This is a genomic window from Methylobacterium haplocladii (assembly GCF_007992175.1).
In the GTDB taxonomy this organism is placed as follows: Bacteria; Pseudomonadota; Alphaproteobacteria; order Rhizobiales; family Beijerinckiaceae; genus Methylobacterium; species Methylobacterium haplocladii.
Window position 1 is genome coordinate 1 of record NZ_BJZT01000026.1, and the last position, 13,499, is coordinate 13,499.

The following is a 13,499-nucleotide window of genomic DNA, read 5'->3' on the forward strand; positions in this document are numbered from 1 at the left end:
AGAGCCTCCTAAAAGTCGAATGCGTGTTGCGGATGAAGAGATGCTTCAGGCGTACTTGGCGATGACCTTGTCGGCCTCGCCGCGCGGCACTTCTTCGTAATGATCGAACTGCATCGTGAAGTTGGCGCGGCCCTGGGAGAAGGAGCGCAGCTGGTTCACGTAGCCGAACATGTTGGCAAGCGGCACCATCGCGTTGATGACGTTGGCGTTGCCGCGCATGTCCTGGCCCTGGATCTGTCCACGGCGAGAGTTGAGGTCGCCGATGACCGAACCGGTATATTCCTCGGGCGAGACGACCTCGACTTTCATCACCGGCTCCAGCAGGACCGAGCCGCCCTTCTGGAGGGCTTCCCGCAGAGCGGCGCGAGAGGCGATTTCGAAGGCGAGGGCCGATGAGTCTACGTCGTGGTAGGCGCCGTCGATCAGCTCGACCTTGATGTCGACCACGGGGAAGCCGGCGAGGACGCCAGCGCCGAGGACCGAGTTGAGGCCCTTCTCGACGCCGGGGATGTACTCCTTCGGCACCGAACCGCCGACGACTTTCGACTCGAACGAGAAGCCCGCGCCCGGTTCGTTCGGCTCGACGATGAACTTCACCCGGGCGAACTGACCGGTACCACCGGTCTGCTTCTTGTGGGTGTAGTCGATCTCCTGACGCTTCGTGAGCTTCTCACGATACGCCACCTGCGGCTGGCCGATGTTGGCATCGACCTTGTAGGTGCGGCGCAGGATGTCGACCTTGATGTCGAGGTGGAGCTCGCCCATTCCGCGAAGAATGGTCTGGCCGGACTCCTGATCGGTCGAGACGCGGAAGGAGGGATCCTCGGCCGCAAGCTTGGCGAGAGCGATGCCGAGCTTCTCCTGGTCGGCCTTCGACTTCGGCTCGACGGCGATCTCAATGACGGGCTCCGGGAACTCCATCTTCTCAAGGATCACGGCCTTGATCGGATCCGACAGCGTATCGCCGGTCCGCGTGTCCTTGAGACCTGCGAGAGCGACGATGTCGCCGGCGAAGGCTTCCTTGACGTCCTCACGGTTGTTGGCGTGCATCAGGAGCATGCGACCGACGCGCTCCTTCTTGTCGCGAGACGAGTTGAGCACGTTGGCGCCCGACTCGATCTTGCCCGAATACACGCGGCAGAACGTGATCGTCCCGACGTGGGGATCGTCCATGATCTTGAAGGCGAGCATGGAGAACGGATCGGAATCGGTCGGGTGACGGACGATCTCTTCCTCGGTCTTGAAGTCGAGACCCTTGATCTCGCCACGATCCGCCGGTGACGGCAGATAATCGACGACCGCGTCGAGAAGCGGCTGGACGCCCTTGTTCTTGAAGGCCGAACCGCAGAGCACCGGGTGGAAGGCGCGCAGCTGCACGGCGCGGCGGACGAGCATACGCAGCGTCTCTTCGCTCGGCTCCGTGCCGTCGAGGTAGGCGGTCATGGCTTCATCGTCGAGTTCGACGCAGGCCTCGATCATCTTGGTGCGGTACTCGACCGCCTGATCCTGGAGGTCGGCCGGGATCTCTTCCTCGTCGTAATTAGCGCCGAGCGCCTCACCCGACCAAACGATCGCCTTCATCTTGATGAGGTCGATGACGCCCCGGAAGGTGCTCTCGGCACCGATCGGAAGCTGCAGGCAAACCGGCTTGCCGGCGACGCGGGTGATGATGTCGGCGACGCACTTAAAGAAGTCGGCGCCAATCTTGTCCATCTTGTTGACGAACACGACACGCGGGACGTCGTACTTGTCGGCCTGACGCCAGACGGTCTCGGTCTGGGGCTCGACGCCCTGGTTGCCGTCGAGCACGCAGACGGCGCCGTCGAGCACGCGGAGCGAACGCTCCACTTCGATGGTGAAATCGACGTGGCCGGGGGTGTCGATGATGTTCAGGCGCTTCTCGCGCCAGAAACACGTCGTCGCGGCGGACGTGATGGTGATGCCGCGCTCCTGCTCCTGCTCCATCCAGTCCATCGTGGCGGCGCCCTCGTGGACTTCGCCGATCTTATGGGACTTGCCGGTGTAGTAGAGGATCCGCTCAGTGGTCGTGGTCTTGCCAGCATCAATGTGAGCCATGATGCCGAAGTTGCGGTAGTCCTCGATCGCATGCGTGCGGGGCATCGGGGTGCTCCTGAAAAGGTCCGGGACCGCTTACCAGCGGTAGTGCGAGAAGGCGCGGTTGGCTTCAGCCATCCGGTGCGTGTCTTCCCGCTTCTTGACGGCGTTGCCGCGGTTGTTCGCGGCGTCGAGGAGTTCGCCGGAGAGGCGCTCGACCATAGTGCGGTCGTTGCGGCCGCGAGCGGCCTGGATCAACCAACGGATGGCGAGGGCCTGGCGACGCTCGGTACGAACCTCGACGGGGACCTGGTAGGTCGCGCCGCCGACGCGGCGGGAGCGAACCTCGATCGCCGGAGCGACATTCTCGAGTGCGGCGCGGAACACCTCGATCGGGTTGGTGCGGGCGCGGCTCTCAACGATCTCGAAGGCACCGTAGACGATGCCCTCGGCGACCGACTTCTTGCCCTCGTACATGATCGAATTCATGAACTTGGTCAGGACGACGTCGCCGTACTTGGCGTCGGGGATGATTTCGCGCTTCTCGGCAGAGTGACGACGAGACATAGGGTCGAGCCTTGCGTTCGTAAAATCGTCTTAAGCGCCCCGCGCAGGCCGCCTGAGCTGTGAAGCCGGCGGCATCCTTACGAGGCCGTGAAATACCAGTCCGAAATCCTTACTCCGGACGCAGTTCTTACTTCGGGCGCTTGGCGCCGTACTTGGAGCGGCGCTGCTTGCGGCCCTTGACGCCCTGGGTGTCGAGCACGCCGCGCAGGATGTGGTAGCGCACGCCGGGAAGATCCTTCACGCGGCCGCCGCGGATCATCACCACGGAGTGCTCTTGGAGGTTGTGGCCCTCGCCGGGGATGTAGCCGATGACCTCGAAGCCGTTGGTAAGGCGAACCTTGGCGACCTTACGAAGCGCGGAGTTCGGCTTCTTCGGGGTCGTGGTGTAGACGCGGGTGCAAACGCCACGCTTCTGCGGGCAGGCGTCGAGCGCCGGCACCTTGTTGCGGGCCTTCTGGGCCTTGCGCGGCTGGGCGATCAGCTGGTTGATCGTCGGCATTCTCTGCCCTCTTCCCTCGGGTCGCGCTGGGCGCCCCTGATGTTCGAACTCTCGGCTCCGGCGGAGCCGACGGCAAAACGAATAACGCCATAGGCCGCTAACGGCCTCTGGCGCGGTTGAGGCAGAGGATCACGCCGTGAACGGCGCGTTCTTACCCACTGATCTGACGAGTGTCAGGCTATATGAACCTCGGCACCGACCCGGCGACGATTTGGGAAGCTCGGGGCTTCACATCGTCGGAGACACGTGGTCAGCCGAAGTGGGGCGCTTCTACTCGAGGATCCCGGGAACGTCAACGGCTCAGCAACACATTCTTCACGTGATCGCGGGGACTTGGCTGTGAGTGTGCGCTGGGCACATGCGGATACGCTGCCACGCACGAAAAAGGGCGGCCCCGAAGGCCGCCCCGATCGTCTTTCACCGTCAGTCGGGGCTCACTCTGCGGCTGCCGGCGGAAGTTCGGTGACCGGCGCCGGGTGGCGTGCAGCGTGTTCCTCGGCGCGCTGCTGCAGGATGAGGTTGTCGCGGCGGCGTGCGATCGTGCGGATATCCGCCACGAGCGATCCGGTGCCCGCTGGGATGAGCGAGCCCACGATGACGTTCTCCTTCAGGCCTTCGAGCGTATCGACCTTACCGTTGACCGCCGCCTCGGTAAGGACGCGGGTGGTCTCTTGGAACGAGGCCGCCGAGATGAACGACTTCGTCTGCAGCGAGGCCTTGGTGATACCGAGCAGCACCGGCACGCCCTGGATCGGCTTCTTGCCCTCGGCGAGGAGCTTCTCGTTGAAGTCGGCCAGCTCGGTCCGGTCGATCTGATCGCCAGGGATGATGTCTGAATCGCCGCTGTCGGTGATTTCCACCTTCTGCAGCATCTGACGGACGATCACCTCGATGTGCTTGTCGTTGATGAGCACGCCCTGGAGCCGGTAGACCTCCTGGATCTCGTTGACGAGGTAAGCGGCCAGCTCCTCCACGCCCTTGATCGCCAGGATGTCGTGCGGCGCCGGGTTGCCGTCGACGATATAGTCGCCGAGCTCCACCACGTCCCCGTCCTGCAAGTGAATGTGCTTGCCCTTCGGGATCAGGTACTCGACGTTGTCGCTGCCGTCATGCGGCGTCAGCGAGAGGCGACGCTTGTTCTTGTAGTCGCGCCCGAAGGCGATCGTGCCGGACTTCTCGGCGATGATCGCCGCGTCCTTCGGACGACGCGCCTCGAACAGCTCCGCCACCCGCGGCAGACCGCCGGTGATGTCGCGGGTCTTGGCCGACTCGCTCGAGACACGCGCCAGGATGTCGCCCGCCTTGATCTTCGTCTCCGGATCGACGCCGATGATGGCCTCGACCGGAAGCAGGTAACGGGCTTCCGAACCGCGCGGCAGCTTCAGGGGCTTGCCTTCCGAGTCGACGATGACCATCGCCGGCTTCAGATCGGAGGTCCGCGACGAACCGCGCCAATCGATGACGACGCGCTTCGAGATGCCGGTCGATTCGTCGGTGGTCTCGGTGATCGACTGACCGTCGTAGAGATCCTCGTAGGCGACGATGCCGTCGATCTCGGAGACGATCGGACGGGTGTAGGGATCCCATTCGGCGATCCGCTGCCCGCGCTTGATCTTGTCGCCCTCGTCGACGCGCAGCTTGGCGCCGTATTGCAGGCGGTGCACGGCGCGCTCGCCTCCGTCGCTACCCACGATCACCACGGCGACGTTTCGGCCGGTGGCGATGAGGTCGCCATCGGAGTTCTTCGCCAGCGAGCGGTTGCGGATCGCGATCGTGCCCTCGAAGCTCGATTCGACGAAGGACGAATCCGCGATCTGCGCCGCGCCGCCGATGTGGAAGGTGCGCATGGTGAGCTGGGTGCCCGGCTCGCCGATCGACTGAGCCGCGATGACGCCGACGGCCTCGCCCATGTTGACGGGCGTGCCGCGGGCGAGGTCGCGCCCGTAACAGGTGGCGCAGACGCCGCTCTTGGTGGCGCAGACGAGCACCGAGCGGATCTTGACCTCCTGGATGCCGGCCGCCGTGATGGCCGGCAGGTGACGCTCCTCGATGGTCTCGCCGGCCGCCACGATGACGGTGCCGTCGGCAGCCGTCAGGGGATCGGCCGAGGCGCGGCCGAGGATGCGGCTCGCCAGTGGCGCGACGACCTGGCCGGCATCGATGATGGCGCGCATCTTGATGCCGTTGGTCGTGCCGCAATCGACCTCGCGAATGACCGCGTCCTGCGCCACGTCGACGAGACGGCGGGTCAGGTAGCCGGAGTTCGCGGTCTTCAACGCCGTGTCCGCGAGGCCCTTACGGGCACCGTGGGTCGAGTTGAAGTACTCGAGAACGTCCAAGCCTTCCTTGAAGTTCGAGATGATCGGGGTCTCGATGATCTCGCCGGAAGGCTTGGCCATGAGTCCGCGCATTGCGGCGAGCTGCTTCATCTGCGCCGGCGAACCACGGGCACCGGAGTGGCTCATCATGTAGATCGAGTTGACCTGCTTGTCGGCGCCGTTCTCATCCTTCTGCACCGAGGAGATGCGCAGCATCATCTCGGCGGCGAGCTTGTCGGAGCACTTGGCCCAGGCGTCGACGACCTTGTTGTACTTCTCGCCCTGAGTGATCAGGCCGTCGTTGTACTGCTGCTCGTAATCCTTCACGAGCGAGCGGGTGGTGTCGACGATGGTCCACTTGTTCTCCGGCACGACCATGTCGTCCTTGCCGAAGGAGATGCCGGCCTTGAACGCGTGACTGAAGCCGAGCGCCATGATGCGATCGCAGAAGATCACCGATTCCTTCTGACCGCAGTGGCGGTAGACGGTGTCGATCATTCCGGAGATCTCCTTCTTCGTCATCAGTTTGTTGACGACGTCGAAGGGCACCTTGGCGTGCAGCGGCAGGGCACCCGAGAGGATCACGCGGCCCGGGGTGGTGTCGTATGTCTTGGTCAGCGGTTCGCCATCCGGGCCGATGCCGGTCCAGCGCCACTTGATCTTGGTGTGCAGCTTCACGGTCTTCGCCGCGAGCGCGTGCTCCAGCTCGCCCACGTTGCCGAACACGCCCTGCATCGGATTCTGCTTGTTGTCGGGCTGGAACGCACCGATCAAGCCATCGCCGACGATGGAGAGGTAGTAGAGGCCGAGAACGATGTCCTGCGAGGGCACGATGATCGGCTGGCCGTTGGCCGGGTGCAGGATGTTGTTCGTCGACATCATGAGGACGCGCGCTTCCAGCTGCGCCTCGAGCGACAGCGGGACGTGCACGGCCATCTGGTCGCCGTCGAAGTCGGCGTTGAAGGCGGCGCAGACCAGCGGGTGCAGCTGGATCGCCTTGCCCTCGATCAGCTTCGGCTCGAAGGCCTGGATCCCGAGGCGGTGGAGCGTCGGCGCCCGGTTCAGCATCACGGGATGCTCGCGGATGACCTCGTCGAGGATATCCCAGACCTCGGGCTTCTCCTTCTCGACGAGCTTCTTCGCCTGTTTGACGGTGGCCGAGAATCCCTTGGCGTCGAGGCGCGCGTAGATGAAGGGCTTGAACAGCTCCAGCGCCATCTTCTTCGGCAGGCCGCACTGGTGCAGCTTCAGCTCGGGACCGACCACGATGACCGAACGGCCCGAATAGTCGACGCGCTTGCCGAGCAGGTTCTGGCGGAAGCGGCCCTGCTTGCCCTTGAGCATGTCGGCGAGCGACTTCAGCGGACGCTTGTTGGCGCCGGTGATGACGCGGCCGCGGCGGCCGTTGTCGAACAGGGCGTCGACGGCCTCCTGCAGCATCCGCTTCTCGTTGCGGATGATGATGTCGGGCGCGCGAAGCTCGATCAGCCGCTTGAGACGGTTGTTACGGTTGATGACGCGACGGTAGAGGTCGTTCAGGTCCGATGTGGCGAAGCGGCCGCCGTCGAGCGGAACCAGCGGACGCAGGTCCGGCGGGATCACGGGGACGACGGTCAGGATCATCCACTCGGGCTTGTTGCCCGACAGCTGAAACGCCTCGATGATCTTGAGGCGCTTCATCAGTTTCTTGGGCTTCAGCTCGGAGGTCGTGGTCGAGATCTCCTCCTTGAGCGACGCCGCGATGCCTTCGAGGTCGAGCTCCATCAGGATCCGGCGGATCGCCTCGGCGCCGATCATCGCCGTGAAGCTATCTTCGCCGTACTCCTCCTGAGCGCGCAGGTACTCCTCCTCCGTCAGGAGCTGACGCTCCTTCAGAGGCGTGAGGCCCGGCTCGATGACGCAGTAGGATTCGAAGTAGAGGATCCGCTCGAGGTCCTTAAGCGGCATGTCGAGCAGCAGGCCGATGCGGCTCGGCAGCGACTTCAGGAACCAGATGTGGGCGACGGGGGCGGCGAGCTCGATATGGCCCATGCGGTCGCGCCGGACGCGCGCCAGGGTGACTTCGACGCCGCACTTCTCGCAGATGACGCCCTTGTACTTCATGCGCTTGTACTTGCCGCACAGGCACTCGTAGTCCTTGATCGGCCCGAAGATGCGCGCGCAGAACAGGCCGTCTCGCTCGGGCTTGAAGGTCCGGTAGTTGATCGTCTCGGGCTTCTTGATCTCACCGAACGACCACGAGAGGATCTTTTCGGGCGACGAGATCGAGATCTTGATCTGGTCGAAGCTCTGCGGCTGGGACTGCTGGTTGAAAAGGTTCATGACCTCTTGGTTCATGATCCGCTCCTTGTTCGCGTGAGACCCCGCGCCTGGGTGTCACGACTGAAATTTAAAAGGCGCCGCGCCCGTCGGGACGCCGCTGGCCTGATGTTCCGGGAGGCGCTTCCCCTCCCTGCTCGTACCGTGCCGGCTCCAGGGAACCGGCACGGGAGCTGTCGTTCAAGCTTACTCGGCAGCCTCGGCCGGCGGCTCAAGCTGGTCGTTATTGGCCTTCTTGGTAGAGGTCAGCTCGACGTTGAGGCCGAGCGAACGCATCTCCTTGACGAGCACGTTGAACGACTCGGGAATGCCCGCCTCGAAGGTGTCGTCGCCGCGCACGATGGCTTCGTAGACCTTCGTCCGGCCGGCCACGTCGTCCGACTTCACGGTGAGCATCTCCTGAAGCGTGTAGGCCGCGCCGTAGGCCTCCAGCGCCCAGACCTCCATCTCGCCGAAGCGCTGACCGCCGAACTGCGCCTTGCCGCCCAGCGGCTGCTGGGTGACGAGCGAGTACGGGCCGATCGAGCGCGCGTGGATCTTGTCGTCCACGAGGTGGTGGAGCTTGAGCATGTAGATGTAGCCCATCGTCACCTTGCGATCGAAGGCCTCGCCGGTGCGCCCGTCATAGAGCGTCGACTGAGCCGACCGGTCGAGACCGGCCATTTCCAGCATCTGCTCGATGTCGGCTTCCTTCGCGCCGTTGAAGACCGGGGTCGCCATCGGCACGCCGCGGCGGACGTTGTTGCCGGCCTCCGCCAGTTCCTCGTCCGACAGGCCCTCCAGCTCGGACGGCGAGTAGATCGACTCCATCTCCGCACGCAGCGGCGCGATGTCCTGGTTCTTCAGATAGGCATCCACCGCCTTGGCGACCTTGCGGCCGAGGCCCGCGGCGGCCCAGCCGAGATGGGTCTCCAGGATCTGACCGACGTTCATGCGCGAGGGCACGCCGAGCGGGTTCAGCACGATGTCGGCATGCGTCCCGTCCTCCAGGAACGGCATGTCCTCGATCGGCACGATGCGCGAGACCACGCCCTTGTTGCCGTGGCGGCCGGCCATCTTGTCGCCCGGCTGGATCTTGCGCTTCACCGCGACGAAGACCTTGACCATCTTCATGACGCCGGGGGGCAACTCGTCGCCGCGCTGCAGCTTCTCGACCTTGTCGAGGAAGCGCTGCTCGAGGCGCTTCTTCGACTCATCGTACTGCTTCTGCATCGCCTCGATTTCCGTCATCAGACGGTCCTCGACGACGGCGAACTGCCACCATTGCGAACGGGGATACTCGCTGATCTCCTCGCGGGTCAGCTTGGTGTCCTTCTTGAAGCCCTTCGGGCCGGCGACCGGCGACTGGCCGATCAGCACGCCGGAGAGGCGGGCGTAGGTGTTGCGGTCGAGGATGGTCTGCTCGTCGTCGCGGTCCTTCGCGAGACGCTCGATCTCCTCGCGCTCGATCGCCTGGGCGCGCTCGTCCTTGTCGACGCCGTGACGGTTGAACACCCGTACCTCGACGATCGTGCCGGTCACGCCCGGCGGAACCCGGAGCGAGGTGTCGCGCACGTCGGACGCCTTCTCGCCGAAGATGGCGCGGAGCAGCTTCTCCTCCGGCGTCATCGGGCTCTCGCCCTTCGGTGTGATCTTGCCGCAGAGGATGTCGCCGGCGTGCACCTCGGCGCCGATGTAGACGATACCGGCTTCGTCGAGGTTCTTGAGGGCTTCTTCCGAGACGTTCGGGATGTCGCGGGTGATTTCCTCCGGACCGAGCTTGGTGTCTCGGGCCATCACCTCGAATTCCTCGATGTGGATCGAGGTGAACACGTCATCCTTCACGATCCGCTCGGAGAGCAGGATCGAGTCCTCGAAGTTGTAGCCGTTCCACGGCATGAACGCGACGAGCACGTTCCGGCCGAGCGCGAGCTCGCCGAACTCGGTCGAGGGACCGTCGGCGATGATCTCGCCTTTCTTGACCGGCTCGCCGACGCGTACCAGCGGCTTCTGCGTGATGCAGGTCGACTGGTTGGAGCGCTGGAACTTCTGCAGGCGGTAGATGTCGACGCCGGGCTTCGTGGCGTCGGCCTCTTCGGTGGCGCGGATGACGATACGGGTGGCGTCCACCTGATCGACGATGCCGGAGCGGCGCGCGGCGATGGCGGCGCCGGAATCGCGGGCGACCACGGCCTCCATGCCGGTGCCGACGAAGGGCGCGTCCGAACGGACCAGCGGCACCGCCTGGCGCTGCATGTTCGAGCCCATGAGGGCGCGATTCGCGTCGTCGTTCTCGAGGAACGGGATCAGCGCTGCGGCGACCGAGACGAGCTGCTTCGGCGACACGTCCATGAGGTCGACGCGGTCGGGCGTGACCACGATCACGTCACCGGCGCGCCGGCAGACCACGAGGTCTTCCGTCAGCTTCTTGTTCTCGTCCATCTGCGCGTTGGCCTGGGCGACGTGATACTTCGCCTCCTCCATCGCGGAGAGATACGAGACGTCGTTCGTCACCACGCCGTCCTTCACCTTACGGAAGGGCGTCTCGATGAAGCCGTACTTGTTCACGCGTGCGAAGGTCGCGAGCGAGTTGATCAGGCCGATGTTCGGGCCTTCCGGCGTCTCGATCGGGCAGATGCGGCCGTAATGGGTCGGGTGCACGTCGCGGACTTCGAAGCCGGCGCGCTCGCGGGTCAGACCGCCCGGGCCAAGCGCCGAGAGGCGGCGCTTGTGGGTGACTTCCGAGAGCGGGTTGGTCTGGTCCATGAACTGCGAGAGCTGCGACGAGCCGAAGAACTCGCGCACCGCAGCGGCTGCCGGCTTCGCGTTGATCAGGTCCTGCGGCATCACGGTGTCGATGTCGACGGAGGACATGCGCTCCTTGATGGCGCGCTCCATGCGGAGCAGGCCGAGCCGGTACTGGTTCTCCATGAGCTCGCCGACCGAGCGTACCCGGCGATTGCCGAGATGGTCGATGTCGTCGATCTCGCCCTTGCCGTCGCGCAGATCCACCAGCGCCTTGACGACCGCGAGCATGTCCTCCTTGCGGAGGGTACGCACGGTGTCCTCGGCGTCGAGGTCGAGACGCATGTTCATCTTCACGCGGCCGACGGCGGACAGGTCGTAGCGCTCGCTGTCGAAGAACAGCGAGTGGAACATGGCTTCCGCCGTGTCGAGCGTCGGCGGCTCGCCGGGGCGCATGACGCGGTAGATGTCGAACAGCGCGCCTTCGCGGGCCGAGTTCTTGTCGACGGCCAGCGTGTTGCGGATGTAGGGGCCGACATTGACGTGGTCGATGTCGAGCACCGGAAGCTCCTGAATGCCGACCTCGTCGAGGCCCGCGATCAGCTTCTCGGAAATCTCGTCGCCGGCCTCGGCGTAGATCTCACCGGTGTTCAGGTTGACCAGATCCTCGGCGATGTACTGGCCGACGAGGTCCTCGTTGGTCTGCTTGAGGAACTGGGTCCCCTTCTCGGAGATGAGGCGCGCGTTGCGCACGTTCATCTTCTTGCCGGCCTCAAGCACGACCTCCCCCGACTCGGCGTCGATCAGGTCGACGGAGGCCTTGAAGCCCTTCAGGCGCTCGGGGTCGAACGGCACGCGCCAGTCGGTCTTGTCGCGCTCGTAGACGACGCGGTCGTAGAAGGTCGCGAGGATTTCCTCGCCGTCGAGGCCGAGCGCGAACAGCAGCGAGGTCGCCGGGATCTTGCGCTTGCGGTCGATGCGGACGTGGACGATGTCCTTGGCGTCGAACTCGACGTCGAGCCAGGAGCCGCGATACGGGATGATGCGCGCGGCGAAGAGCAGCTTACCCGAGGAGTGGGTCTTGCCCTTGTCGTGATCGAAGAACACGCCCGGCGAGCGGTGCATCTGCGAGACGATGACGCGCTCGGTGCCGTTGACGATGAAGGTGCCGTTCTCCGTCATCAGGGGCATGTCGCCCATGTAGACGTCCTGCTCCTTGATGTCCTTGACCGACTTCGCGCCGGTATCCGGATCGACGTCGAACACGATCAGGCGCAGCGTCACCTTGAGGGGAGCCGCATAGGTGATGCCACGCTGGCGGCACTCGTCGACGTCGTATTTCGGGTGCTCGAACGTGTACTTCACGAATTCGAGGAGCGCCGTGGCCGAGAAGTCGGAGATTGGGAAGACCGACTTGAAGACGCTCTGCAGGCCCTCGTCGCCGCGGCCGCCCTCGGGCTCGTCCACCATCAGGAACTGGTCATAGGACGCCTTCTGAACCTCGATGAGGTTCGGCATCTCTGCCACTTCCTTGATCTTGCCGAAGAACTTGCGAATGCGCTTCCGACCGACCAGCGTGTTGGCCATGTGATCTCGCTCCACCTACCCGCGTACCGGTGCCCGGGGAAAGTGCCCTTCCCGCTCCGGGCCGTGAGACGCGCCCCGCCGGACCGCCTCACCCAAACTTCAATTTCGGTCTTCTGTCGCCGGTTGGGTCGTCCCCGATCCACCGGCCGCCGGAAGCGGCGTCAGCCCACGAGCCGGTGTGGCTCGCGGGCGTCTGTCGCCGGTCCCCCGCGAAGGAGACCGGAAGGGATGGGCCGGATCCGGCCCATCGGAGCCTTACTTGAGCTCGACCTTGGCGCCGGCCTTCTCGAGCTGGGCCTTGATCTTCTCGGCCTCTTCCTTGGACACGCCTTCCTTGACGGCCTTGGGAGCGCCCTCGACGAGGTCCTTGGCTTCCTTGAGGCCGAGGCCGGTGATCGCGCGGACCTCCTTGATGGCCTCGATCTTCTTGTCGCCTGCGGCGGTGAGCATGACCGTGAACTCGGTCTGCTCCTCGACGGCGGCGGCCGGGCCGGCAGCCGGGCCGGACGAGACGGCGACGGCAGCGGCGGCGGAAACGCCCCACTTCTCTTCGAGCAGCTTGGCGAGGTCGGCGGCCTCGAGGACGGTCAGCGACGACAGGTCGTCGACGAGCTTGGCAAGATCAGCCATTTTCGGTTTCCTTGAGAGATCGGTTCGATCGGTTTGAATGAAAAGGACGAACGGCCCTCAGGCCGCCTCGTCCCGGTTCTCGTCCTTGGTGGCATAGGCCCCGAACACGCGGGCGAGCTTGGCCGCCGGTGCGCTGACGACCTGGGCGATCTTGGTCGCGGGAGCCTGGATGAGGCCCACGATCTTGGCGCGCAGTTCGTCGAGGGACGGGAGCGAGGCGAGCGCCTTCACACCGTCCGGGTTCAAGGCTGTCGTCCCCATGGCGCCGCCGAGGATCACGAGCTTGTCGTTGGCCTTGGCGAAATCCACCGCCACCTTGGCGGCCGCGACCGGATCGCTCGAATAGGCGAGCAGGGTCGGACCCTTCAGGAGGGGCTTGATGGAGGCGACGTCCGTGCCATCGAGAGCAATGCTGGCGAGGCGGTTCTTGGCGACCTTCACGGTGGCGCCGGCCTGCTTCATCTGCGAGCGCAGCTTCTGCATGTCGGCGACCGTGAGGCCTTTGTAGTGGGCCACGACGACGACGGCGTTCTCTGAGAACACGCCGTTGAGCGTCGAGACGAGATCAGCTTTTGCTGTTCTGTCCACCTTGGCTCTCTCCGGTTCTGGCGGAACCTCGATGAGGACCCGCCGGTTGCAACATGCCGCCCGGAAACGGTCTCGGCCTCGTCAGCCGAAAACGTCCGAACGACGCTTCACGGCCCTGTCCCCTACCACCGCGCTCGAGAGCGCTTCGGCATGGGCGAGATGGTTCAAACCGATGCCCCTCCCCTGCGGAAACCGCAGGTGCGAAGCGTGTC

General features: G+C 64.7%; 7 protein-coding genes. All 7 read right to left on the bottom strand.

Features of this window, described 5'->3' with window-relative positions:
- Positions 1-45: 45 nt before the first annotated feature.
- The 7 genes from fusA to rplJ all read right to left on the bottom strand — a co-directional run bounded on the left by fusA (position 46) and on the right by rplJ (position 13,287).
- A complete protein-coding gene (gene fusA / locus MHA02_RS12190) occupies positions 46-2,121 on the bottom strand; it encodes an elongation factor G (protein ID WP_147078966.1) in 2,076 nt (691 codons plus the stop codon).
- A 30-nt stretch (positions 2,122-2,151) separates the two neighbouring features.
- Positions 2,152-2,622: a 30S ribosomal protein S7 gene (gene rpsG / locus MHA02_RS12195; RefSeq protein WP_147078968.1), complete on the bottom strand. Its 471-nt coding sequence runs from the start codon at positions 2,620-2,622 to the stop codon at positions 2,152-2,154.
- Positions 2,623-2,749: 127 nt separating this feature from the next.
- Positions 2,750-3,121, bottom strand: coding sequence for a 30S ribosomal protein S12 (rpsL, locus tag MHA02_RS12200; protein WP_055885344.1), 372 nt, complete (start codon positions 3,119-3,121; stop codon positions 2,750-2,752).
- A 434-nt stretch (positions 3,122-3,555) separates the two neighbouring features.
- Complete coding sequence (gene rpoC / locus MHA02_RS12205; RefSeq protein WP_147078970.1) at positions 3,556-7,776, bottom strand: DNA-directed RNA polymerase subunit beta'; 4,221 nt, start codon at positions 7,774-7,776, stop codon at positions 3,556-3,558.
- A gap of 168 nt (positions 7,777-7,944) precedes the next feature.
- The gene (rpoB, locus tag MHA02_RS12210) at positions 7,945-12,069 is read right to left on the bottom strand and encodes a DNA-directed RNA polymerase subunit beta (protein WP_147078972.1); all 4,125 of its coding nucleotides are present in this window, start codon (positions 12,067-12,069) and stop codon (positions 7,945-7,947) included.
- A 255-nt stretch (positions 12,070-12,324) separates the two neighbouring features.
- Positions 12,325-12,699, bottom strand: a complete 375-nt coding sequence (rplL, locus tag MHA02_RS12215) for a 50S ribosomal protein L7/L12 (protein ID WP_147078974.1) — start codon at positions 12,697-12,699, stop codon at positions 12,325-12,327.
- Between the two features lie 57 nt (positions 12,700-12,756).
- Positions 12,757-13,287 carry a 50S ribosomal protein L10 gene (gene rplJ, locus MHA02_RS12220; RefSeq protein ID WP_147078975.1) on the bottom strand — a complete coding sequence of 177 codons (531 nt, stop codon included), beginning with the start codon at positions 13,285-13,287 and terminating at the stop codon, positions 12,757-12,759.
- Positions 13,288-13,499: the final 212 nt, after the last annotated feature.

Excerpts from the sequence above, each read along its gene's own strand:
- rpoB (WP_147078972.1), bottom strand. The coding sequence starts at position 12,069 with ATGGCCAACACGCTGGTCGGTCGGAAGCGCATTCGCAAGTTCTTCGGC.
- rplL (WP_147078974.1), bottom strand. The coding sequence starts at position 12,699 with ATGGCTGATCTTGCCAAGCTCGTCGACGACCTGTCGTCGCTGACCGTC.
- rpsL (WP_055885344.1), bottom strand. The coding sequence starts at position 3,121 with ATGCCGACGATCAACCAGCTGATCGCCCAGCCGCGCAAGGCCCAGAAG.
- rpsG (WP_147078968.1), bottom strand. The coding sequence starts at position 2,622 with ATGTCTCGTCGTCACTCTGCCGAGAAGCGCGAAATCATCCCCGACGCC.
- rpoC (WP_147078970.1), bottom strand. The coding sequence starts at position 7,776 with ATGAACCAAGAGGTCATGAACCTTTTCAACCAGCAGTCCCAGCCGCAG.
- fusA (WP_147078966.1), bottom strand. The coding sequence starts at position 2,121 with ATGCCCCGCACGCATGCGATCGAGGACTACCGCAACTTCGGCATCATG.